The 23,663-nt window shown below is 61.9% G+C and carries 15 protein-coding genes; 12 read left to right on the top strand and 3 right to left on the bottom strand.

What is annotated here, in order from left to right; all coding sequences use genetic code 11:
- Positions 1-243: 243 nt before the first annotated feature.
- Genes AC3I65_RS25550 through AC3I65_RS25540 form a run of 3 tightly spaced genes read left to right on the top strand, consistent with a single transcriptional unit; the run spans position 244 to position 5,145 of the window.
- Positions 244-1,593, top strand: a complete 1,350-nt coding sequence (locus AC3I65_RS25550; RefSeq protein WP_047230445.1) for a TolC family outer membrane protein — start codon at positions 244-246, stop codon at positions 1,591-1,593.
- 38 nt (positions 1,594-1,631) lie between these two features.
- The gene (locus AC3I65_RS25545; RefSeq protein WP_047230444.1) at positions 1,632-3,788 is read left to right on the top strand and encodes a type I secretion system permease/ATPase; all 2,157 of its coding nucleotides are present in this window, start codon (positions 1,632-1,634) and stop codon (positions 3,786-3,788) included.
- On the top strand, positions 3,778-5,145 hold the full coding sequence (locus AC3I65_RS25540; protein WP_047230443.1) for an HlyD family type I secretion periplasmic adaptor subunit: 1,368 nt from the start codon (positions 3,778-3,780) through the stop codon (positions 5,143-5,145). The genes AC3I65_RS25545 and AC3I65_RS25540 overlap by 11 nt, the downstream gene beginning before the upstream one ends.
- 160 nt (positions 5,146-5,305) lie before the next feature.
- On the opposite strand, the gene AC3I65_RS25535 is transcribed toward AC3I65_RS25540, so the two are convergent.
- Positions 5,306-5,995: an NYN domain-containing protein gene (locus AC3I65_RS25535; RefSeq protein WP_047230442.1), complete on the bottom strand. Its 690-nt coding sequence runs from the start codon at positions 5,993-5,995 to the stop codon at positions 5,306-5,308.
- A 465-nt stretch (positions 5,996-6,460) separates the two neighbouring features.
- Between AC3I65_RS25535 and AC3I65_RS25530 the strand changes: the two genes are divergently transcribed.
- The 4 genes from AC3I65_RS25530 to AC3I65_RS25515 are packed head-to-tail and all read left to right on the top strand — an operon-like array spanning position 6,461 to position 11,155.
- Complete coding sequence (locus AC3I65_RS25530; RefSeq protein WP_047230440.1) at positions 6,461-7,240, top strand: efflux RND transporter periplasmic adaptor subunit; 780 nt, start codon at positions 6,461-6,463, stop codon at positions 7,238-7,240.
- Positions 7,237-8,556: an efflux RND transporter periplasmic adaptor subunit gene (locus AC3I65_RS25525; protein ID WP_047230439.1), complete on the top strand. Its 1,320-nt coding sequence runs from the start codon at positions 7,237-7,239 to the stop codon at positions 8,554-8,556. Before AC3I65_RS25530 ends, AC3I65_RS25525 begins: the two co-directional genes overlap by 4 nt.
- A gap of 1 nt (position 8,557) precedes the next feature.
- Positions 8,558-10,654: a site-2 protease family protein gene (locus AC3I65_RS25520; protein WP_488524268.1), complete on the top strand. Its 2,097-nt coding sequence runs from the start codon at positions 8,558-8,560 to the stop codon at positions 10,652-10,654.
- 9 nt (positions 10,655-10,663) lie between these two features.
- Positions 10,664-11,155, top strand: coding sequence for a GNAT family N-acetyltransferase (locus tag AC3I65_RS25515; protein ID WP_139048781.1), 492 nt, complete (start codon positions 10,664-10,666; stop codon positions 11,153-11,155).
- 120 nt (positions 11,156-11,275) lie between these two features.
- Here AC3I65_RS25515 and AC3I65_RS25510 read toward each other — a convergent pair whose 3' ends face one another.
- Positions 11,276-11,587, bottom strand: coding sequence for a DUF6916 family protein (locus AC3I65_RS25510; RefSeq protein WP_274091385.1), 312 nt, complete (start codon positions 11,585-11,587; stop codon positions 11,276-11,278).
- Between the two features lie 45 nt (positions 11,588-11,632).
- Positions 11,633-12,220 carry a phage tail protein gene (locus AC3I65_RS25505; RefSeq protein ID WP_274091386.1) on the bottom strand — a complete coding sequence of 196 codons (588 nt, stop codon included), beginning with the start codon at positions 12,218-12,220 and terminating at the stop codon, positions 11,633-11,635.
- A gap of 307 nt (positions 12,221-12,527) precedes the next feature.
- Here AC3I65_RS25505 and AC3I65_RS25500 point away from each other — a divergent pair, with 307 nt between their 5' ends.
- Genes AC3I65_RS25500 through AC3I65_RS25480 form a run of 5 tightly spaced genes read left to right on the top strand, consistent with a single transcriptional unit; the run spans position 12,528 to position 23,032 of the window.
- The gene (locus AC3I65_RS25500) at positions 12,528-13,373 is read left to right on the top strand and encodes a sulfotransferase family protein (protein WP_047230434.1); all 846 of its coding nucleotides are present in this window, start codon (positions 12,528-12,530) and stop codon (positions 13,371-13,373) included.
- A 53-nt stretch (positions 13,374-13,426) separates the two neighbouring features.
- On the top strand, positions 13,427-19,738 hold the full coding sequence (locus AC3I65_RS25495; RefSeq protein ID WP_488524267.1) for an Ig-like domain-containing protein: 6,312 nt from the start codon (positions 13,427-13,429) through the stop codon (positions 19,736-19,738).
- A 40-nt stretch (positions 19,739-19,778) separates the two neighbouring features.
- Positions 19,779-21,290 carry a TolC family protein gene (locus AC3I65_RS25490; RefSeq protein WP_076383244.1) on the top strand — a complete coding sequence of 504 codons (1,512 nt, stop codon included), beginning with the start codon at positions 19,779-19,781 and terminating at the stop codon, positions 21,288-21,290.
- A 12-nt stretch (positions 21,291-21,302) separates the two neighbouring features.
- On the top strand, positions 21,303-22,088 hold the full coding sequence (locus tag AC3I65_RS25485; RefSeq protein ID WP_076383245.1) for an aspartyl/asparaginyl beta-hydroxylase domain-containing protein: 786 nt from the start codon (positions 21,303-21,305) through the stop codon (positions 22,086-22,088).
- Positions 22,076-23,032, top strand: a complete 957-nt coding sequence (locus AC3I65_RS25480; protein WP_076383246.1) for a sulfotransferase family protein — start codon at positions 22,076-22,078, stop codon at positions 23,030-23,032. Before AC3I65_RS25485 ends, AC3I65_RS25480 begins: the two co-directional genes overlap by 13 nt.
- Positions 23,033-23,663: the final 631 nt, after the last annotated feature.

The raw sequence follows: 23,663 nt of genomic DNA, 5'->3' as shown, positions 1-23,663 counted from the left end.
CAATATTTTGGCTTGGTTTTTTTGATTTTTTTGTTTATGCCAAACTATTGACCTTCTGCTGGCCATCCTAAACAATCGCTTCAGTAATGTCACATTGATATTTAAGCGGCGACCTGTTCTTTCGGTGCATGATTCACTGCCTGTTTCGAACTTTCCGACATACGGTCATCCCGGTTGCCATCATCCGATGCAGCGCCACCTTTCGCTGTGATTCAAGACAAGAGTTTCGGGAATAATCCAACCATGCGTTTGCACCTGTTCAAGGCTTTACCTTTCGCCCTCGCCGCCAGTTTCGTACAAGCACAAACCTTGCCGCAGGCTATGCAACAGGCGCTGGATGTCCATCCTGAGATTCAGGCCGGTGTGAACAGCCGACTGGCGGCGGACTACCAACTCAAGGCCGCTAAAGGCGGCTACCTGCCTAGAGTGGACCTTGCGGCGGGGTACGGTCGCGAAGGTACTGACAGTGTGACGACCCGCTCGGGCAGCAATAATCATTGGGAAACCTTGAACCGTAGCGAGTCCAGCCTGCGCCTGACGCAAATGGTTTTTGACGGTTTTGCGACGTCCAGCGAAGTGGGGCGTCAACAAGCCACCGTGAATGCCCGTGCCTATTCCTTGCTGGACGCGTCCGAGCGCACCGGATTGACCGTTGCCCAGGTTTATCTGGACGTGCTGACCCGACGCGAGTTCGTACGTCTGGCCGAGGAAAACCTCAAGAGTCACGAGCGCATCTTCGATCAAATCAAGCTGCGCACCGACCGTGGCGTGGGCAGCGGCGCCGATCTGGATCAGGCTGAGGCGCGCATGGCCCAGGCCCGCAACAACCTGATCACCGAGCAGACCAATCTGGCCGACGCCGAGACCAACTACCTCAGCGCCGTGGGCCAGATGCCCGACCAGCTGGAACGTCCCGCCGATTTTCTGGCGCTGTTGCCGGCCAACCTGAACGAAGCCCGTGCCCAGATGCTGGAGAACAGCCCGGTGTTGCGTTCCGCCGAAGCCGACATCGCGGCCGCCGAGCAACAGTACGAAGCCGCCAAGTCGAGCTTCTACCCCCGCTTCGACGCCGAGTTGGGCCGTACCGCCGACAACGATCTGGATGGTCAGAACGGTCACAACAACGAATGGCAAGCCATGCTGCGCATGCGTTTCAATCTGTACGCCGGTGGTAGCAACAAGGCGGATCTGGAGTCCAAGTCGTATCTGTCGAACCAGGCCCTGGACATCCGCAACAACGCCCTGCGTCAACTGACTGAAGAGTTGGGCCTGGCCTGGAACGCCCTCAACAACGCCAACGCCCAGGTACCGATTGCCCAGCAGTACGTCGATCACAGCGCCAACGTACGCACCGCCTACCAGCGGCAGTTCGGTCTCGGCGAGCGGACCCTGCTCGACTTGCTCGACAGCGAAAACGAGCTGTTCAGCGCCTCCCGCCGTCTGGCGGAGATCAAGAACGTGCAGTTGTTCAGCCAATACCGGATCAAGGCAACCATGGGGCAGTTGCTCAAAAGTCAGGGGGTTGTCGCGCCGTTGGCATCCGTTGTGCAGAATGACGTCAAGCCCAGGGTCCAGTTGCCTGGGATGAATTGAGTCATCCATCCCGTTTTGATCAGCAAAGAGTGCCCAGCGTGGAATCAGAAGTCAGTCGAGCCGAACTCATCCATGATCCACGCACGCTGCACGACGACCCATTGCTGGACGGCTTGCTGGCGCTTTGCATGCTCCATCAGAAGCCGGCCAGCGCGGCGATGCTCACCACCGGCCTGCCGTTACCCAAGCAACGGCTGAGCGTCGAATTATTGTCGCGAGCGGCAGCACGTGCCGGTCTGCAAGGCCGGGTGCTGCAACGCAAGCTCGAGCAGATACCGACCATCGCCATGCCGGCCCTGCTGTTGCTCAAGGATGGTCGTAGCGCGGTGTTGCTCGGCTGGGTCGGCGATGACCAGGCGCGTCTGCTGCTCAGCGAAAGTGATGGCGGCGAAGTGACGGTCAGCCGTGAACTGCTGGCCGACGACTACAGCGGCAAAGTGTTCTTCGCTCAACCGCAACACAAATTCGACGTGAACCACGGCACGCTCATTCCTCGGGCGCGTTCGTGGTTTCGCGACACGCTCAAGCGGTCGCGCTGGCTGTACGCCGACGCCATCGCTGCCAGCTTGCTGATCAATATTATCGCCATGGCGGCGCCGCTGTTCGTGATGAACGTTTACGATCGCGTGGTACCGAACCAGGCCGAGTCCACCCTGTGGGTGCTGGCGATCGGTATTACCGGCGCCTATGTGTTCGACCTGATCCTCAAGATGTTGCGCAGCCTGTGCCTGGACCTGGCCGGCAAGAAAACCGACCTGATCATTTCGGCGACGTTGTTCGAGCGCATCGTTGGCATGGCCATGAAGTATCGCCCGGCACGGGTGGGCAGCTTTGCCCAGAACATCCATGAATTCCAAAGCCTGCGGGACTTTCTCGCCTCGCTGACCCTTACCAGCCTGATTGACCTGCCGTTCACCTTGCTGATTTTCATGGTCATCGCGATCCTCGGCGGGCATCTGGTATGGATTCCGGTGCTGGCCTTTCCGATTGCCCTGCTGATCGGCTACGCCTTGCAAAAGCCCCTGGTGGCGACCATGGAGCGAACCATGGCCCTGGGCGCCGAGCGTCAATCCAGCCTGATCGAAACCCTGGCCGGTCTGGATGCGGTGAAGGTCAACAACGCCGAGAGCGAGCGCCAGTATCAGTGGGAACAAACCATCGGCACCCTCAGCCGCCTCGAGCTGCGGGTCAAGATGCTGTCCGGCCTGGCGATGAACATCACCTTGTTGATCCAGCAGTTGGCCGGGGTGATCATGATTGTCTTCGGCGTCTATCAGATCATTGCCGGCAACCTGAGCATGGGTGGGTTGATCGCCTGCTACATGCTCAGTGGCCGCGCCCTCAGCCCGTTGGCGTCGCTGTCGGGTCTGTTGACTCGCTATCAGCAGGCGCGGGTGACCATGGTTTCGGTCGATCAGATGATGGAGCTGCCCCAGGAGCGCAACTTCGAAGAGCGCCCGTTGAGCCGTAAGGTCTTGCAGGGTGCCATCGAATGCCGTCAGTTGAATTTCACCTACCCGAACCAGCAGAACGCTGCGCTGAAGAACATCAACCTGGTGATCAAGCCCGGGGAAAAAATCGGCATCATCGGTCGTAGCGGTTCGGGCAAGAGCTCCCTGGCCAAGTTGCTGGTGGGTCTGTATCAACCGGACGACGGGGCGCTGTTGGTGGATGGCGTGGACATTCGTCAGATCGACGTCAGCGAGCTGCGCTACAACATCGGTTATGTGCCGCAGGATATCCAGCTGCTGGCCGGTACCCTGCGGGACAACCTGACCTCCGGCGCCCGTTACGTCGAGGACGAACTGGTGCTCCAGGCCGCCGAACTTGCCGGTGTGCATGAGTTCGCGCGCTTGCACCCGCAAGGCTATGAACTGCAAGTTGGCGAGCGCGGGCAGAACCTGTCCGGCGGCCAGCGACAGAACGTCGCCCTGGCCCGCGCGCTGCTGCTCAACCCGCCCATCCTGCTGTTGGATGAACCCACCAGCGCCATGGACAACACCGGTGAGGAACGCTTGAAACAGCGCCTGGCCGCCGTGGTGGAAAACAAGACCGTGCTGCTGGTGACGCATCGGGCATCCTTGCTGTCGCTGGTGGACCGCCTGTTGGTGATCGACCGTGGGCAGATCCTCGCCGACGGCCCGAAAGCCGCGGTGATGGAAGCGTTGAAGAAGGGGCAGATCAGTGTTGCTTAAGTCGGGTTTGAAAAATGCCGTGGGCCGCTATTTCAAGGGTTCGGACTCGCTGCATGGCCAGCCTCTGCCTGAGGTCAACAAAGCCCTGATCGAAGACGCTCCGCGAGTGGTGCGGCTGACGATCTGGGGGATCATCGGCTTCTTTGTCTTCCTGTTGCTGTGGGCCAACTTCGCGCAGGTCGACGAAGTGACCAAGGGCGACGGCAAGGCGATTCCGTCGTCCAAGATCCAGAAGATCCAGAACTTGGAAGGCGGGATCGTTGCCGAGCTGTTTGTCAGCGAAGGGCAGATCGTCGAGGCCGGCGCGCCGTTGATTCGCCTGGATGACACTCGGTTTGTCTCTAATGTGGGGGAGACCGAGGCTGATCGCTTGTCCATGTTGTTGCGGGTCGAGCGGCTGAGTGCCGAAGTCGATGACCGGCCGCTGAACTTCCCGGAGGACGTGCTCAAGGCGGTTCCGCGCCAGGCCGCCAGCGAAGAGTCGCTGTACATCAGCCGCCGCCAACAACTGCACGATGAAATCGGCGGGTTGCAGGAGCAGTTGATCCAGCGTCAGCAGGAGTTGCGCGAGTTTGTTTCCAAGCAGTCGCAGTACCGCTCCGCCCTGTCGTTGCAACGCCAGGAGATCAACATGTCCGAGCCGCTGGTAGCCCAGGGCGCGGTGTCACCGGTGGAAGTGCTGCGGCTCAAGCGGGCTGAAGTCGAAACCCGTGGGCAACTCGACGCCACGACACTGGCGATTCCCCGCGCTGAATCGGCGATCAAGGAAGTGCAGCGCAAGATCGATGAGACGCGCGGCAAGTTCCGCAGCGAAGCCCTGACCCAACTCAATGAGGCGCGTACCGACCTGAACAAGGCCCAGGCCACCGGCAAGGCTTTGGAGGATCGGGTAAGCCGTACACTGGTCACCTCGCCGGTGCGGGGTATCGTCAACAAGTTGCTGGTGAACACCATCGGCGGGGTCATCCAGCCCGGCAGTGACCTGGTGGAAATCGTGCCCCTGGACGACACCCTTCTGGTGGAAGCGAAAATCCGTCCCCAGGACATCGCCTTCCTTCACCCCGGCCAGGACGCCACGGTGAAATTCACCGCGTACGACTACACCATTTACGGTGGGCTGAAAGCCAAGCTGGAGCAGATCGGCGCCGACACCATCACCGACGAAGACAAGAAAACCACTTACTACATCATCAAGCTGCGCACCGAGCGCAGTCATCTGGGCACCCCTGAAAAACCCCTGTTGATCATCCCGGGCATGGTGGCCTCGGTGGACATCATCACCGGCAAGAAAACCGTACTCAGTTACCTGCTCAAACCCATCATCAAGGCCCGGGCCGAGGCGTTGCACGAGCGGTAGTGTTTGAACTGCCCCCCTTACCACAAGTGCCGAGTTGTCTGGGCTGACGTCATCGCGAACGGGCTCGCTCCCACAGGGTGACTGGCTGTGTCGCGATAGTGAGTTGCCACGGTTGGACTAGGGGTATCGGAACTGGGCGTTTGTATATCCGGCTGCGGGGTTACCAGTACTCCGGTTTGATAGCGGGGGCTTTGTGGGTGGGTACTCGGGTGGGGAACTGGTGGGATTGGAGTTCCTCGCAGGTGACAACGCGGCGTGTCCAGTGGGCGTGCTGCTTTAGCGAACCTGGAGACGGGCGATTCAGCTCGGCTCTGTGGGGAAGAATGACGCCGACGGTTATTTCAGGAAAGTCTTCTCGTACGGCTCTCAAGGCCGGCGTCATGTCGGTGTCGCTGGATACAAGCACCAACTGCTCCAACCGTTCATGATGCTTCAGTTTCGTTTGCTTGGCAGCGGTTCGATACATGCTGATTGCCATGTGAACATCCGTTTCTTTCTCCTCCAGCTTCCAGATGTCGACTTTGTCGTTGCGAGACGCTTTCGTCTTTCTATCAATAAAGCGAGGGGCCTTGGCAGGTTCAAGTTGATGGTGACCGTAATGGACACAGATATGTGTGCTCTTCAGGGCGCGAATATAAGTGTCTTGCGCTTCTTTTGATGCTTGACCCCGGGTGGCCAATGACGGTTTGACCGAGGAGGTGAAGTAATCAACCGAGGAAGTGGTGCTCTGCGGATTTTCGATATGCGCGATATGCGACAACAGACTTCGCAGATCCAGCCACTTGTAAGGTGTGTCCGCGAGCAGCCCATAGAACAGGTTGTAGCCATCTACAAAAAATGCGGTTCGCACAAGCTCAATCCCCAGAAACGAAAAAACCGGCCTAAGCCGGTTTTTTCACCCCAACAGCCAGAAAATTGAATCTCTGCGTACGGGGTTGAGTAAAGCCATCCTAAGTTGAGCGTGACATGGCGTCAACTGCTGTTTGGTTTAGCTTTTTTCACCGGCAGATCAGTGTTGAGCGTATGCGCGGTGGGAGGTCAAACTCATTCTTTGTTTGATCTGTCAGCGTTTGTTACGAAATTGAGGGCTCCTGCGGGAAATACGAGAAATCCATCACCGAAAGCCGTTTTGTATGAGTGGAAGCTCTCACGATTCTGTGGGATTTGATACCGATTCATCTCAGCAAAAACCGAGCGCTTCTTGATCTCCTCTTTGGTCTTTTTGAAACAAGAGATTGCTTCCTCCTCCCTGCTACTCCCTTGACGCCCCCCACCGCTGTCGTAGACTCCGCCCATCCGTCAGGGAGTAACGGTTATGCGGCGTTCAGGTAGTTGGGTTTGGGGGTTGGTCTTTGTAACGTGCTGGGTGCAGGCGCAGACGCCTGTTTCCGATGATCCGCTGCTCGAGAGCGGCGTCAGGGCCAGTGCACCGAGCGGCAATGAGGCGCGTGGGGTGCTTCGGGCACGGGATCAGGCGGTGCTTGCCAGTGAGTTGGCTGGACGAATTGTCGAGTTGCCGTTCAGTGAGGGGGAGTCGTTCAAGCAGGGCGATACCCTGGCGCGTTTCGATTGTTCAGCGTATCAGGCTCAGCTCAATGCAGCTCGGGCCGCGAGCCGTGGTGCCAGTGAAGAACTGGCCCATAACAAGCAATTGGCAGCGTTGAAATCGGTCGGGCGTTTCGAAGTGGCGCGCGCCGAGGCCAGGCTCAGCGAAGCGCAGGCGCAGTCCCAGGTTTATCAGGTCCAGGTCAAGCGCTGCAGCGTGATCGCGCCGTTCGATGGGCAGGTGGTGGCGCGCGAGGTGCAGCGCTATGAAAGCGTGGCCGCCGGCGCGCCGTTGCTGGACGTGGTCGACAACCGCACCCTGGAAATCCATCTGCTGGTGCCTTCGCGTTGGATGGGCAGGCTCAAGCCGGGCCAGTCCTTCACCTTTGTCCCCGATGAAACCGGCCAGCCGCTGCAAGCGACGGTCAAACGCCTTGGCGCGCGCATCGATGAGGGCAGCCAGACTTTGTTGCTGGTGGCGACGCTGCCTGACGCCAAGGGGCTGTTGTCCGGCATGAGCGGTACGGCGCGTTTCGCGGAGTTCAAGTGAACGCGCCGATCACGGGCAGCGCCGAGCAGGTATTTGCCCGTTTCCTCGACCTGGAGCGCCAGACGCGGGCTGCGCGTACCCCGGCGCAACTGAGTTACAGCCTGGTCAACGATGGTCAGGCCCTGTTCGGGTTCCGCCATGCCGCGCTGTTGATCGCCGGCAAGGTCCAGGCGGTGACCGGCGTCAGTGCCGTGGATCCGAACGCACCGTTCGTGGCGTTTGTCGAGCAGGCGGTGGCGCAGCTGTTCAAAAAAGGCTTGCTGAACCAGGCCCGGGTAATTGCCGCCGATGGGGTGAGCGACTCCATTCAGGCGGACTGGCGAAGCCTGTCGGCGGGGCAGGTATTCTGGCTGCCGTTGATCGATCATCAGGGGCAGGTGTTCGGCGGTTTGTGGCTGGCCCGTGACCTGCCATGGCCCCCCTCTGAACAAGTGCTGCTGTCGCAACTGGGCGACACCTATAGCCACGCCTGGCTGGCGCTGCAACCGCGCAAACCGTGGCGCTTGCGCTGGACCCGCAAACGTCAGGTCGCCTTGGTGGCGGTGCTGCTGTTGGGCTTGCTGGTTCCTGTCCGTCAGTCGGTATTGGCCCCGGCTGAAGTGGTGCCGCTGGGCGGGCAGGTGGTGGCGGCGCCTTTGGACGGGGTGATCGCCCAATTCCTGGTCAAACCCAACCAGAGCGTCAAGAGCGGCGACTTGCTGTTGCGCTTCGAAAGCACCAGTCTCAAGGCCCAGGCCGATGTGGCCGAGCGCGTGTTGGGCGTGGCCGAGGCGGAACTCAAGGCCAATTCCCAGCGCTCGTTTGCCGACGCTGAATCCAGTTCGAAGATTGATCTGTTGGCCGCTCGCGTCGAGCAGAAACGCGCCGAACGCGACTATGCAATCGAGTTGCTCAAGCGCAGTGAAGTGCGCGCCGAACGGGACGGTATTGCGGTATTTGCCGATGCAGAGCGTTGGCTCGGCAAGCCGGTGCAGACGGGGGAGCGGTTGATGGAAATCGCCGACCCGAACCAGGCCGAATTGCGTATTGAGCTGGCGGTGGGCGACGCGATTGACCTGGCCCCCGGTGCCCAGGTGGCGTTGTTCCTCGACAGCGACCCGTTGCAGCGACACCTGGCCAGGCTCGAACGTTCGGCCTACGAGGCGCAACCCACAGCTGCCGGGCAACTGGCGTATCGCCTGGACGCGCGTTTCGATGACGCGGCGCCGCGCATCGGCCTGCGGGGCACGGCGAAAATTTTCGGCGATCGCGCCCCGCTGGCGCTGTACCTGTTGCGTCGACCACTGGCCGGCTTGCGCCAGAGCGTGGGTCTGTAGCATGGGACTGCCGAGCCTGCGGCCAGACCTGCAATTGTCCCCGGCGGCCCCGGACCCGGACGGCTCCCCTCAATGGACCCTGGCCGATCCGGTACGCGGGCGCTATTTCAAGCTTGGCGCGGCGGCGATGCGCATGCTGCGGCACTGGTCCCTTGGTGAGCCGGAACAGGTGCTGCAAGCCGCGAACCGTGAGCCGGGCCTTCCGCTCAATAATGAGTCGCTGGAGCAATTGCTGGGCTTTTTGCGAGGTCACGATCTGATCAGCGCCATGGACCCGCAACAGCGCGACAGCTATCAGTTCAAGACGGCCGCCCAGCGCCAGAGCCTGTGGCAGATCCTGCTGCACCAGTATCTGTTTTTTCGCATTCCGTTGTGGCGCCCGGATGCTTTTCTCAATCGCGCCTGGCCGTTTCTCGCACGGTACGGGCCCGCCATCCTGCGGTATGGCATGCCGCTGACCCTGGGCGTGGGTATTTTTCTGGTGTCGCGGGACTGGCAGCGCTTCGTGGCGACGTTTCCGCACCTGTTCAGCCTGGGTGGCGCGCTGGCGTTCGCGGTGGCGTTGTTCTTCGCCAAGTTGTGCCACGAGTTCGGTCATGCCTTCATGGCCAAGCGCGCCGGTTGCCGTGTGCAGAGCATGGGCGTCGCGTTCATGGTGCTGTTGCCGATGTTCTACACCGACGTCAGCGACGCCTGGCGGGTCAATGATCGTCGTGCCCGGCTGCTGATCGGCGCCGGCGGTGTACTGGCCGAATTGCTGCTGGCGTGCATCGCGTTGCTGGCCTGGTCGCTGTTGCCCGACGGACCGGCCCGCACCGCAGCGTTCATGTTGGCCAGCGCCACCTGGATCACCACGTTGATCATCAACCTTAACCCCTTCATGCGCTTCGACGGTTATTTTCTGCTCAGTGATTTCTGGGCAGTGGATAACCTCCAGGGGCGAGCGTTTGCGTTGTGCCGCTGGCGTTTGCGTGAAGCCTTGTTCGGTTATGGCGCGCCGGCTCCGGAACCCTGGACGCCGACAATGCGTCGTCGCTTGCTGGTGTGGGGATACGGCGCCTGGTTATGGCGCGCGGCGTTGTTTTTGGGCATTGCCCTGGCGGTCTATCACCTGTTCTTCAAGGTGCTGGGCATTTTCCTGATGTTGGTGGAATTGGTGTGGTTCATTTTTATGCCCATCGTGAACGAATGGCGGCAGTGGTGGAGCCGGCGCGAGCAGGCCCATGGTCCGCGAGTGCTGCTCAGTGGCCTGGTGTTACTGGCGTTGGCGTTGGTGCTGCTGTTGCCCTGGCGTAGCGCCGTGGAGGTGCCGGTCATGCTCGAGGCCGGTCGCGCCAGTGCCTTGCATGCGCCGGTGGCGGCGCGGATCAAACAGGTGAATGTGCATGACGGCCAGACCGTGGCCCAGGGCGATGTGTTGATCGAGCTGGAGTCGCCTGACATGGCCTCGCGCCTGGCGATTGTGCGTCGGGAAATCGAGATCCAGCAGTTGCAGATGCGTCGCCAGGCCGGCCGCAGCGAAACCGCCGCCGATGCCGGTATCGTCGAACAACAACTGGCCGAAGCGGTGGCCGAATACCGGGGCCTGGTCGCCCAGCGTGAGCGCCTGCTGTTACGCGCGCCCCATGCCGGACAGGTGCGTGATCTGTTACCACAGTTGTCGGTGGGGCGCTGGTTGTCGCCCACACAGCCGCTGGCGCGGGTGGTACAGGCCGACTCCCGCTTACGCGGCTACCTGACCGAAGCCGAGCTTTGGCGGGTCGCACCCGGGGCCACGGGGCGTTTCATTGCTGACGATCCGATGCACCCCTCGATTGCCGTGCAATTGAACGAGATCGACACCAATGGCGTGGCCTGGGTCGAGCAACAGGCGTTGACGTCGGATCACCACGGGCCGATCGCGGTACGGCGTGACTCGCAGCAACGGGCGGAGCCGGTGCAGGCGCAATATGGCGTGCGTTTGAGTGCTGTTGATAACACGCCTGCGCCGGCGCAACCGCTGCGTGGCGTAGTGGTGTTGCAGGGGCACGGTGAGTCGGTGTTGGGAGCGACCTGGCGTCGGCTGGCGGCGCTGGGTGTCAGGGAAAGCGGGTTTTAAGGAGCGAGCATGAATTCAGTGGCGGCGGAGGGGTTGGTGGTACGGCCATCGCAGGTCAGCGATGGGCCGTTTTTGCAGAGTCTTTACCAGACGGCGCGAGCGGATCTGCAATGGATCGACGGCGAGCACGAGCAAGTACAGCAGGTGGTTGCTCAGCAATTTCAGGTGCAGGAGCAAGGGCTTGGGGATAACTTCCCCAACGCCATGCATTACGTCGTGGAAAAGCTCGGTACCGCCATTGGCGCCTTGAGTACTGATTTTGGCCCCAATGAAATCCGTGTGTTGTACCTGGCGTTCATTCCCCAGGCGCGCGGGCAAGGTTACGGTCGGGCCGTGTTGCAAGGGGTACAAAAAGCCGCACAACAGATCCGCTGCCCGGTGGCGACCGTGGTCTGGAGCAGTAACCCGCACGCACGCCAGCATTACCTGGCATTGGGCTTTGAAGTGCAGGAGCGCAACCCGGCGGCGGAGCGGCTGGTTTGGTATCCGAAGGGGAACTGAGCTGCATCTGGCTCGTGTGGGAGCGAGCCTGCTTGCGATAGCGGTGGGTCAGTTTGAAGTGATGTTGGCTATGCCACCGTCATCGCGAGCAGGCTCGCTCCCACAAGGGATCATCAGTCTTCAGTTAAACGCAATGTAGAAATACCCCAGCGCCGGATCCCGTCCCATGGGCGGTATCCGCGACACGAACACCTCCTCAATCCGCCCCAGATCGGGCACTTCCAGCGCGCACAGCCCATCCACGAAGTCGGTGCTTTCCAGGCTGTTGAATTCAACGCTGAACGGCATGCGCTCAGCGTTCGGCATCTTCGCCCGTGGTGTTTCCTCAAGGAACTCGAACCGCACGGGCAGGCAGCTGCCGTCTGGCAGGATCAGGCTGCTGGTCTGGCCCAGCAGCGGTTGAAAATGGCGGCTATGAACCTGTTGCAGCATGTCGACACTCCAAAAGCCGGAGGGCCGCAGCCCTCCGACTGTTCATCAGTTACGGGACGGGAAGAGACCGTTCAAGGCGACACTGAAGTTGATCGCCAGGAACGGGTTCATGATCGCCATCGGCATGCCGCTGCCCGTCGGGGAAATCGTGCCGTCGATGGTGGTGCTCACGCCCTTGACCGGGATCGGCGAGGCACCTATCTGGTCGGAATAGATATTCGCCGCGCCCGGGCCAGTGCCCGAGGTGCCGATGAACGAATTGGTGGCCGTTGGTGTATTCACCGGGTTGCTGGCCGGGTTCGCCAGTTGCAGGGTGGTGGAGGCGGTGAGTCCCGCCATAGTGTGAGAATGGGTGGGCAGGTTGTTGATCGTTGGGGTGACGTTTTCGGTGCCGGCGACTTCGCCGATGACCCGCTGCGTCAGGCCCTGGCCGCTGCCTTGTCCCAAGAGTGTGCGGCCTTGCAGATTGGGGAGCATGAAGTTGGTGGTGCCGTTGCCTCCGTAGTACGTGCCGAGCAGGGAGAACAGCGCCTGGTATTGGGAAATGCCGAGTGTCTGCCCGTTGCACAGCGCCCACCCATTGGGGGCGAAGTTAAAGGCGAACGGCTGGATGGTGCCCATAAAGACTTCCATAGATTCCTCATCCCTTCAGATTGTTGGTTTGGCAATGCCGACAGGGACCAAGGGAGAGGATTGGGATCAGCCCGACTTCGTCACTCCCTGGCCTGGTCACGCACGGCTGAGCGTAGACCGAGATATTTCCTTCTGCTGGGCTGGAAGGGAGGAAAAATGTTGCCCAGGGGCTTAATCGATTCAGGTTCGCATGGCGCCTATACCGTCCATCTTTTTTACAGATCTGGCTGGGTTTGATATCAAAGTAGTACTAGTCGCGGATTATTTCCTCAGCTACGCTTTGCGCTACAAATGGAATACAAACAAGGTGAAGGGATTGCCGCAGTTTCACTTTATTTCCGGTTTACCGCGCTCGGGCTCGACCCTGCTTTCTGCCATTTTGCTGCAGAACCCGCGCTTTCATGCCGGCATGACCAGCCCCGTCGGTTCGCTGTTCAGCAGCGTCCTGCAGCAATGCAGCGCCGGCAGTGAGTTTGGCTCGGTGATCGATACCGACCTGCGCCGTCGCCTGTTGCGCGGGCTGTTCGACTCCTACTACGCCGACAAGGCCGACAAACCCGTCATCTTCGATACAAATCGCCAGTGGTGCGCCCGCTTGCCTGCGTTGCAGGACCTGTTTCCCCAGGCCAAGACCATCGCCTGTGTGCGCAACGTCGCCTGGGTGCTGGACAGCCTGGAGCGGCTTTACCGCGCCAATCCGTTCGAGAACACCAAGCTGTTCAATGACGATGATGAGCGCAACACCGTCTACAGCCGCTGCGAAACCCTGGCCCAGCGCAACCGCCTGGTTGGCTTTGCCTGGACAGCGCTCAAAGAGGCGTATTACGGCGAAAACGCCGAGTCCATGTTGATCGTCGACTATGACCTGTTGAGCCAAGCCCCGGAGCGGGTGATGCGCCTGGTGTACGAGTTCATCGGTGAGCCCTGGTTCGAACACGACTTCAATCACTTGACCTACGACGCACCGGCCTTCGACCAGGCCTTGGGCGTTGCCGGCCTGCACAAGGTCAAGCCCAAGGTCGCGCCGCAAGCCCGGCGGACCTTGTTGCCGCCGGATCTGTTTGAAAAGTATGCCGAGTTGTCGTTCTGGCGCGATGGGTCCGCCAGCGCCGCCAATGTCATTCGTATGAAAACCGACGCCGCGGTCAGTTGACTCGCGGTTTTTTTCATTTGCGTGTTTAAAAAGTTCGAGTCCAGGTGAACGTCATGTGGTGGAGCAAAGGCAAATCGCGGGTAACCGAGGGCGCACAGGCCCTGGCATCGCCAATGATCATGTCCCTGGAGCCGCGAATGCTGTTCGACGGCGCGGTGGCGGCGACCGTGGCCGATGCCGCACAGGCGGACGCCCAGCCCACTGCAGACGCGGCCAAGACGCCTGCGGCTGACCAGGCTTCAGACAGCCACGCGCCTCAAGGGCAGACCGATGCCACCCAGGCCGCTGTGCCCGGCAAGGCCGTGGTGTTTGTCGATTCCCGGGTCAAGGACTCGGCCAGCCTCCTTGAAGGCGTTGCGCCCGGTACCCAGGTGGTGCAACTGGATGCCACCAAGGACGGCCTGCAACAGATCGCCGATTACCTGGACACCCACCAAGGCATCAGCTCGGTGCAGATCATCGCCCACGGCAACGCCGGCGATCTCTGGTTGGGCAACAGCTACCTGTCGGCGGACAACGTTGAGGCCCGCAGCGAGGTGCTGGCGCAGATCGGCCAGGACATGAACGCCGGTGGCGATATTCTGATCTATGGCTGCTACACCGCTGAAGGTGACCGTGGCCTGAGCCTGGTCAATTCACTGGCGCAGTTGACCGGCCGCGACGTGGCGGCGTCCATCGATCGCACGGGCCTTGGCGGCGACTGGGACCTGGAAATCGCCACCGGCAACATCGAAAGCGCCAACGTGCTCTCTGCCAATGCCATGAGCGAGTACCAATGGGGCCTGGCCACCTGGACCGCTACCAACAACCTCAATTCCGGTATTGGTTCTCTGCGCGCCGCTTTGGATTCTGCGCAGAATGGTGACATTGTCACGTTCAATGCCGGCATGACTGTCGCGCTGACCCAGGTGCTGGTGGTCGACAAGAACGTCACCATCGATGGCGATCTCAACAACGACAACGTGGCCGACGTCACCCTCGATGGGCAATACCGCACCCAGATCATCAACGTGACGGCCGGCACCACGGCGACCCTCGATGGCCTGGTGATTACTCGCGGTATGGTGGCGGGTAACGGCGGTAATGGCGGCGACGATGCGCTGGTGTCAAAGGGCGGCGGGATCTATAACGCCGGCACCCTGACCCTGAGGAACGTCACCGTCACCGCGAACGCCGCTTCGGGTGGCGGCGGCGGTGGTGGTGTCACGCCGCAATACGCCGGCGGCGGTGGTGGCGGCGGTGGCGCGATCACTGGCGGTACGGGCGGCAAGGGCGGCGATACCCTCAACGCCACGGGCTCCAACGGCTCGGCCGGCCAGGGCGGCGCCGGGGGGGGCTTCTTCAACATGGGCGGGCGTGGTGGTTCCTCCACCGGCGGGGCTGGCGGTTCCGCGTATCCGGGCTACAGCACGGGCTCCGCAGGCGGTACAGCCGTCAGCGGTGGGCTATCCATCGGTGGCGGTGGCGGTGGCGACGGCTATAACGATATTGGCGGCGCCGGTGGCGGAGCGGTCGGTGGTATCTACAACGACACCGGCGCGACCCTGCGAATCATCGGCAACTCGGTTATTTCCAACAACGTCGGTGCAGGTGGCGGCGGTGGTGGCGGTGGCGCTGGTGGTGGTTACAACCACACGGGCGGTGCCGGCGGCGTCGGTGTCGGGGCCATCTGGAACAAAGGCTCGATCCTGATTACCGCCGCCAACTTCGCCGCCCTGGCCGGCAACGTCGGTGGCAGCGGCGTGGGTGGGACCAGTGCCGGCACCGCGGGTGTTTCGCCGGCGTCGGTGGCCAACGTCTACGGCGACGGCGGCACCATCAACACCAACTATGTGCCGGACGAGACGCCGCCCACCGCGACCGTCGTGGTGGCCAATACCAACCTGAACTCCGGTGGCACGTCGCTGGTGACCATCACCTTCTCCGAAGCTGTCACCGGCCTCACTGCGGCCGACCTGACGGTGCAGAACGGCACCATCGGCACCTTGACCAGCGGCGACGGTGGCATCACCTGGACCGGCACTCTGACCGCGGCCAGCAACATCGCCGACACCACCAACATCATCACCCTGAACAACACCGGGGTTGCCGACCTGGCCGGCAATGCCGGCGTGGGCACCACCGACTCGAACAACTACGTGGTCAACGACACCGTGGCGCCCACGGCGTCCATCGTGGTCAGCGATACTGCCCTTCGGGTCGGTGAAACCTCGTTGGTGACCATCACTTTCTCCGAAGCGGTCAGTGGTTTTACCGCAGCGGACCTGACGGTGGCCAACGGCTCGATCAGCGGCCTGAGCTCCAGCGACGGTGGCATCACCTGGACGGCCACCTTCACACCGGACGCTGCGATCACCGACACTTCCAATCTCATTGTCCTGAATAACACCGGCGTGGCGGACCTCAATGGCAACGCCGGCGTGGGGACGACCAACTCCAACAACTACGCTATCGACACCCTGCGTCCGACAGCGACCATCGTGGTCAGCGACACTGCCCTCAGGGTCGGTGAAACCTCGGTGGTGACCATCACCTTCAACGAGGCGGTGAGCGGTTTTACCACCGCTGACCTGACGGTTGCCAACGGTTCGGTTACCGGGTTGAGCAGCAGCGACGGCGGTATCACCTGGACCGGGACACTGACCCCGAGCGCCAGCATCAGCGACACCACCAACCTGATCACACTGAACAACACCGGCATTGCCGATCTGTCCGGGAACGTTGGCACCGGCACCACCGATTCGAACAACTATGCAATCGACACGCTGCGTCCCACCGCCACCATCGTGGTGGCCGATACTGCGCTGAATATCGGCAAAACATCGCTGGTGACGATCACTTTCAGCGAAGCTGTCACGGGCTTTACCCTGGCAGACCTGACTGTGGCCAATGGCTCCTTGAGCGGGCTGAGCAGCAGCGACGGCGGCATCACCTGGACCGCGACGCTCACCCCGAGCGCCAGCATCAGCGACGCCACCAATCTGATCATCCTGGCCAATACCGGTGTGGCGGACGCGGCCGGTAACACCGGCAGCGGCACCACCAGCTCCAACAACTATGCAGTCGACACCCAGCGACCCACCGCTAGCATCGTTGTGGCCGACACCGCGCTGAGCGTTGGCGAAACATCCCTGGTGACCATCACCTTCAACGAAGCGGTAACAGGCTTTACCGCCGCCGACCTGACGGTCGCCAACGGTACGATCACCGGCCTGAGCAGTGGCGACGGCGGCATCACCTGGACCGGCACGTTGACACCAAGCGCTAGCGTCAGCGACACCAGCAACCTCATCACCCTGGATAACACTGGTGTGGCGGATGCGGCGGGCAACGTCGGTACGGGCACCACTGATTCGAACAACTACGCCATCGACACCGCGCGTCCGACCGCGACCATCGTGGTCGCCGACTCGACCCTTGGCGTCGGCGAAACCTCGCTGGTGACAATTACCTTCAGCGAGGCGGTGACCGGTTTCACCCTGGCCGACCTTACCGTTGCCAACGGCAGCCTGAGCGGGCTGAGCACCAGCGATAACATCACCTACACCGCGACTTTCACGCCGAGCGCGGGCGTCAGCGATAGCACCAACCTGGTCACGCTCAATAACACGGGCGTGGTGGACGGCGCGGGCAACACCGGCAGCGGCACCACCGATTCGAACAACTACGCCGTCGACACCCTGCGTCCGACCGCCACCATCGTGGTCGCCGATACGGCGCTGAGCGTCGGCGAAACCTCGCTGGTGACCATTACCTTCAGCGAGGCGGTCAGCGGGTTCGACAATTCGGACCTGAGCGTCGCCAACGGTACGCTGAGTGCGGTCAGCAGCAGTGATGGCGGCCTTACCTGGACCGCCACCTTCACTCCGGCCCTCGGCGTCACCGACACCTCCAACGTCATCACCCTGAACAACACCGGGGTCAGTGACGCGGCGGGTAACTCCGGCACCGGCACTACCAACTCCAACAATTACCAGGTCGACACCAACGTACCGACGGCGACCATCGTGATTGCCGATACCACCCTGAGCATCGGCGAGACGTCATTGGTCACCGTGACCTTCAACTCGGCGGTCAGCGGGTTCGACAATTCGGACCTGACCGTCAGCAACGGCACGCTCAGCACCATGAGCAGCACCGACGGCGGCGTCACCTGGACGGCCACCTTCACGCCGAGCGCCAGTATTTCCGACACCAGCAACGTGATCACGTTGGACAATACCGGCCTGATCAATGGCGCGGGCAACGCCGGTGTCGGTACTACCGACTCCAACAACTACACCGTCGACACGGTGCGCCCAACGGCGACTATCGTCGTGGCCGACACCGCCATTGCCGCCGGCGAGACCTCGCTGGTAACCATCACCTTCAGCGAGGCGGTGACCGCGTTCACCAGTGCCGACCTGACGGTTGCCAACGGCGTGATTTCCGGCCTGAGCAGCAGCGACGGCGGCATCACCTGGACCGCGACCTTCACGCCGACCGCTGGCGTCACCGACACCAGCAACGTCATTTCGCTCAATAGCGGCGGTATCGTCGACCTGGCGGGCAACGTCAACGTCGGCACGACCGACTCCAATAACTACAGCATCGACAGCCAGCGTCCGACCGCGACCATTGTGCTGAGCGACTCTGCGCTGAGACCGGGCGAAACCGCTCAAGTGACCATTACCTTCAGCGAGGCGGTGACCGGCTTCACCAACGCCGACCTGAGCGTGGCAAATGGCACATTGAGCGCGGTGAGCAGCAGCGACGGCGGCTTGACCTGGACCGCTACTTTCACGCCGGACCTGGGCGTGACCGACGCCACCAACCTGATCGTGCTGGACAATACCGGTGTGAGCGATGCGGCGGGCAATACCGGAACAGGCACCACCAACTCGGCCAATTATGCCGTGGAGACGCGGGTGCCAACGGCCACCGTCGTGGTGGCTGATAACGCCCTCAGCGTGGGGGAAACCTCGTTGGTGACCATCACCTTCTCGGAGGCCGTCAGCGGTTTTGACAATGCCGACCTGAGCGTGAGCAACGGCACACTGAGCAACGTCTCGTCCACCGACGGCGGCGTGACCTGGACAGCCACGTTCACCCCGACGAGCAATATCACCGATACCAGCAACCTGATCAGCCTGGACACCAGCGGTGTGGTCAACGTGTCGGGCAACAACGGTGTCGGCGTGGTGAACTCCAACAACTACGCCATCGACACGGTTCGCCCCGGCGCCACCATCACAGTGGGCGACACCAGCCTGGGCATCGGCCAGAGCACTACTGTGACCATCAGCTTCACCGAGGCAGTGTCCGGTTTTGACTTGTCGGATCTCAGCGTCGCCAATGGTGTGTTGTCCAACCTCACCAGCAGTGACGGCGGCCTGACCTGGACGGCGACCCTGACGCCTACCGCGGGCGTCAACGATGCCACCAACCTGATCCTGCTCGACGCCAGCAATGTGCAGGACCTGGCCGGCAACGCCGGCGTGGGCATCGCGATTTCCAGCAACTACGCACTCGACGCCACCCGGCCGACGGCCACCATCGTGGTCGCCGACCCGAACCTGACGGCGGGCGAGACGACTCTGGTGACGTTCACCTTCAGCGAACCGGTGACTGATTTCGATCTGTCAGACCTCAGCGTCACCAACGGTGAACTGACCAACCTGACCACCAGCGACGGCGGTAGGACCTGGACGGCAACGTTCACGCCCACGGTGAACCTCACGGACCCGAGCAACTTCATCGCTCTGGACACCAGTAACGTCAGCGACCTGACAGGCAACGCCGGAGCAAGCGTGGCGGTGTCCAACAATTACGCCATCGACACCGTGGTGGCCAACGATGTGAAGCCACCGCCGGAGTTCCTGACGTCCGACCCTGTCACGGTCGTGCCGCCCTCCGAGGTGCCGTTGCAGCCGATTGTCTTTACGCCGCCAACCGGTGACCTCGGCTCGCCGCTGGGCTTTCCACCGCTGTTTGAACAACGCGACGTGGGCGGCGGCATTCGGCCGATCGGCGACATTTTCATCAACCGTGGTGCACTGGCGCCGAGCTATATCGCCCAGGTATTCAGCTCCGACGCTGCGGGCGATGGCTCCGGCCAGGGCTTCCTGGGCTTCGGGGGTGGCGATGGCGGGGTGTTCGGCAGCAGCACGATCGCCGGTCTGTTCAGCCAGGATGCCGGTTCCGATGGTGAATCGCTGGACGCCTTCGACAGCCAGTCGATGCAGGGCGGTGACGGGTCTCAAGGGGTATTCGGCGCACCAACCCTGGGCCAGCAACTTCAACAACTCAAAGACACCGAGCAGCGTCAGGTCGACAGCCTGGCAATGGCATTGCAACAGGTCGGCATGAGCCAGGCGCAGGCCTGAACAACTAAAAAAATTGGGGCAGCCAGGGGCAATCCAGGGAATGAATAGAAGTCAGAAGTTATTCGCAATGAGTGTGCTGGCGTTGACGGTCAGCGGATGTGCGGTCACCAGCGAGCCGATCGAGCGTAGCGTCAGCGAACAGCGCGCCCGGACCGATCTGCAGAATATGTACAAGGATCAGGAGCCCCTCAGCGGCCCGCTGACCCTGCACCAGGCCATGGCCCGTGCGGTGAAGTACAACCTTGAAGGCCGCTTGAAGATCATGGAAGAAGCCCTGGCCAAGCGTCAGCTGGACCTGGCCAGTTTCGACATGCTGCCGCGCATGGCCCTGGACGCCGGCTACGTGGGCCGCAACAACGTCAGCGCTTCCAGCAGCCAGAGCGTGGAAACCGGTACCCAGTCTCTGGAACCGTCGACCTCCCAGGACCGCGATCGCGAAGTAGCCGACCTGACCATGGTCTGGAACGTGCTCGATTTCGGCGTGAGTTACATCAGCGCCAAGCAGGCCGGGGACCAGCGGCTGATCGTGCAGGAGCGTCGGCGCAAAGTCATCAACACCATCGTCCAGGATGTGCGTTCGGCTTACTGGCGAGCCATGGCCGCCGAGCGCCTGCTCAAGCAGATCGACAGCTTGATGGTCCGAGTCGATACGGCCCGCGGCAACAGTCAGAGCATGAGCGAGCAACGCATTGGCGACCCAGTGCAGGCACTGGGTTACCAGCGTTCGCTGATCCAGGCCACCCGCCAGCTCGAAGAGCAGCGCCGGGCGTTGTCCCTGGCCAAGACGGAACTGGCGACGCTGATCAACCTGCCCCTGGGCACCGAGCTGACCTTGGCCACCCAGGATGAGTACGTCATCCCGGAACTCAAGGTCGACCTCGCGCGCCTGGAACAGGAAGCCCTGACCAGTCGCCCGGAACTGCGCGAGCAGGACTACCAGACGCGCATTACCGCCGCTGAAACCCGCAAGGCCATGCTGCGCCTGTTACCTGGGCTGGAGTTCTCCGCTGGGGGGCATTACGACAGCAACTCGTTCCTGGTGGAGCAGGGCTGGGCTGACTATGGCGTGAAGGTCACCTGGAATCTGTTCAACGTGATCTCCGCCCCGGCGGCCATTAACGTGGCCAAGGCCGGTGAAGAGGTCGCGGCGGCGCGGCGCCAGGCGATGTCGATCGCCGTGCTGGCGCAGCTGTACGTGGCCAATGCCAATTACCGCGAGGCGCTGCGCCAGTTCAAGACCAGCCAGCAGCTGTCGGAGATCGATGGGCAGATCGTGGGTCAACTGCGCAACCGCCATCAGGCCGCCGGCTTGGGTGAGCTGGACCTGATCCAGGGCGAACTCAATACGCTGCAGGCTGACTTGCGGCGGGATCTGGCCTATGCCGACCTGCGCAACGCCTATGGCCAGATCTTTGCCAGCGCTGGCCTCGACCCGTTGCCCGATGAAGTGCAATCGACCCAAGTGCAGTCCATTGCCACGGCGTTGGCCAACCGCGAAGCGGCGTGGGCCCAGGGCGATATCGCGGTGCCGACCGCGGCGGTGACCCAGTAACAGGCCGTACGCATGGTGCGCCCGGCGTTTTCCCGGCTGCCGGTAACGGTGAACCTGCCTTTGCTGTTGCAGGCACTGGCAGCCGTTGAGGACGATCATTGGCAAGGCCACTTCAACAGCGCGTACTACAGTGGTGACTGGAGTGGAGTGTCGCTGATTTCGGCGGTCGATGCCTTGACCCCGTTGTCTCCCGGGCGCGGTCAGCCCGTGCAGCGCGCGCTCTGGTCAGAGGATGACCGGTGGCACGAGGCGTTGCGCGACTGGCCGTTGGAAATCGTCTCGGCCCGGCTGCTGCGACTCGGTCCCGGCGGGTGTATCCACGAGCATCGCGATTATGACCTGGGTGGCGCGAACGCCGATCTGCGCCTGCATGTGCCGCTGCTCAGCCCGCTTGGCGTGGATTTCTGGCTGGATGGGCAACGCATTCCGATGACGGCGGGCGAATGCTGGTTTCTTGATCTGTCGCTGCCTCATCGCGTCGATAACCACAGCAGTCAGCCGCGGATTCATCTGGTGCTCGATTGCCGCCCCAGCCCATGGCTGCAACGGCAGGTCGCCGCCGGGCTGCTCAGCACACCGGCAATCGTGGCTGAGCGAAGTGATCTGGTGTGCTTTGAGCAGCTCGTTGAAACCGACCCTCAACTTGCCCGGACTTTGCAGAGCCTGCATGACGTAGACGCTTTCATTGAGTGCGCAATCGCGATGGCTGCCGCACGCGATTTACACGTTACCCGGGAGCAATTGCAGGCGACCATGCGCAACGGTCGCCGGCAGTGGAGTGATCAGTGGAAGGCCTGAACCTGGACGGCTGGCTGCCGATCCGCGTGTGGCAAGCGGCGGGGCAGTGGCGGGTTGACTGGTGCTGGTTCGGGGAGGAGCGATTGTCGCAACCGTTCTTCGGCGACGCGGTGGAACACGCCCTGCGGTTGCCCTTCAATCAGGCGTTCCGCCGCCAGACAGCCTTGAGCGCCCTGGACCAGTGGAGACAACAAAGCCCAGGCCTGCCCCCGAGTGCATTCATCTTCCATGCCTCCCGCTGTGGCTCGACATTGATCAGCCAGATGCTGGCGCAACTGGACGACCACATCGTCATTTCAGAACCGCCGCCTCTGGATACTCTGCTGCGCGGTGATATGGCGCACGCTGACCGCTGCGTGGCACTCAGGGGGCTGATGTCGGCCTATGGGCAGCGCCGCCGAGGCATGGAACAGCGGCTGGTGATCAAGCTTGACGCCTGGAACATCGGTGAACTGGCGCTGCTGCGCGAATGTTTTCCCGACACGCCTTGGTTGTTCGTGTACCGCGACCCTTTGGAAATCGCCGTTTCCCATTGGCGTCGTCCCGGCATGCACATGGTGCCGGGGATGATCGGGACAAGCGTGTTGGACGACGGATTGCCCTTCGGCGGCCAGGAAGATTTCATCGCGCGCCGGCTGGGGCGGTTGTTGCAGGCGGGGTTGGAGCACTGCCATGAGTTTGCCGGGCTGGCGGTTAATTACGCTGAGTTGCCTGATGCGATGGCAGGGCGGCTGGCGGTGTTTTTCGGGCTGAATGATGCCCAGCGCCGGCAAGTGTTTGCCATGACGGGGCAGCATGCCAAGCAGCCGGGGCAGGCGTTTGCCGGTGATAGCGAGGACAAGCGTCGGGAGGCTTCGTCACGGCTGCGCAATCAGGTGATGCATTGGGCGCAGGGGGCCTATGAGGCGCTCGAAACCTGGCGCGTTGGCCGGCATCAATGTTGACTGACCCTGCGCAATCGCGAGCAGGCTCGCTCCCACATTTGTTTTGTGTTGGTTTGAATATCCGCGACTGCTCACAATCCCCTGTGGGAGCAAAGCTTGCTCGCGATGGCGGCCTGATAGCCGGCCTGGCTCTCCCGGTTGTACGTCGATCAAACTGTGGGAGCGAGCCTGCTCGCGATGGCGGCCCGATAGCCGGCCAGGATTTGGTTGACTGGGTACATATCCGTTGCTGCGGTAGCGGCTGCTGGCGGTTCCGCCCTTACGGCGGGTCACTTTTGGCAAACGCCCCAAAAGTAACCAAAAGGTCTTGCCCCACCACTCGGTGCCTCGCCTAGGCTCGGCATGCCCGAACGCAGGCATTGCTCCGTGGGCCCGCCGCGAAGGGCCATCCATGGCCCAGCGCGGCTATCCCGGCATCCATGCCGGGATGCCCACTACGCAATACCTGCGTTCGGCCAGCGTGGTTAACGGGGCCCCTAGATCAAAAGCCGAAACGAGGCGGCCTGACAGCCGGCCTGGCTCTTGCGGGTGTACACCCATCAGACTTGTTTGAGCAGGACCTGTGAGAGCAAAGCTTGCTCGCGAGGCGGCCTGACAGCCGGCCTGGTTCTCCCGGTCGTACTCCAATCCA

Source organism: Pseudomonas sp. N-1-13 (genome assembly GCF_057787095.1).
Note: the sequence above shows the minus strand (reverse complement) of the source record. Positions and strands in the feature narration are given on the sequence as shown.

Bases quoted from the DNA above. Each gene is read 5' to 3' on its own strand.
- AC3I65_RS25515 (WP_139048781.1), top strand. From the start codon at position 10,664: ATGAATTCAGTGGCGGCGGAGGGGTTGGTGGTACGGCCATCGCAGGTC.
- AC3I65_RS25520 (WP_488524268.1), top strand. From the start codon at position 8,558: ATGGGACTGCCGAGCCTGCGGCCAGACCTGCAATTGTCCCCGGCGGCC.
- AC3I65_RS25490 (WP_076383244.1), top strand. From the start codon at position 19,779: ATGAATAGAAGTCAGAAGTTATTCGCAATGAGTGTGCTGGCGTTGACG.
- AC3I65_RS25530 (WP_047230440.1), top strand. From the start codon at position 6,461: ATGCGGCGTTCAGGTAGTTGGGTTTGGGGGTTGGTCTTTGTAACGTGC.
- AC3I65_RS25485 (WP_076383245.1), top strand. From the start codon at position 21,303: ATGGTGCGCCCGGCGTTTTCCCGGCTGCCGGTAACGGTGAACCTGCCT.
- AC3I65_RS25550 (WP_047230445.1), top strand. From the start codon at position 244: ATGCGTTTGCACCTGTTCAAGGCTTTACCTTTCGCCCTCGCCGCCAGT.
- AC3I65_RS25495 (WP_488524267.1), top strand. From the start codon at position 13,427: ATGTGGTGGAGCAAAGGCAAATCGCGGGTAACCGAGGGCGCACAGGCC.
- AC3I65_RS25510 (WP_274091385.1), bottom strand. From the start codon at position 11,587: ATGCTGCAACAGGTTCATAGCCGCCATTTTCAACCGCTGCTGGGCCAG.
- AC3I65_RS25505 (WP_274091386.1), bottom strand. From the start codon at position 12,220: ATGGAAGTCTTTATGGGCACCATCCAGCCGTTCGCCTTTAACTTCGCC.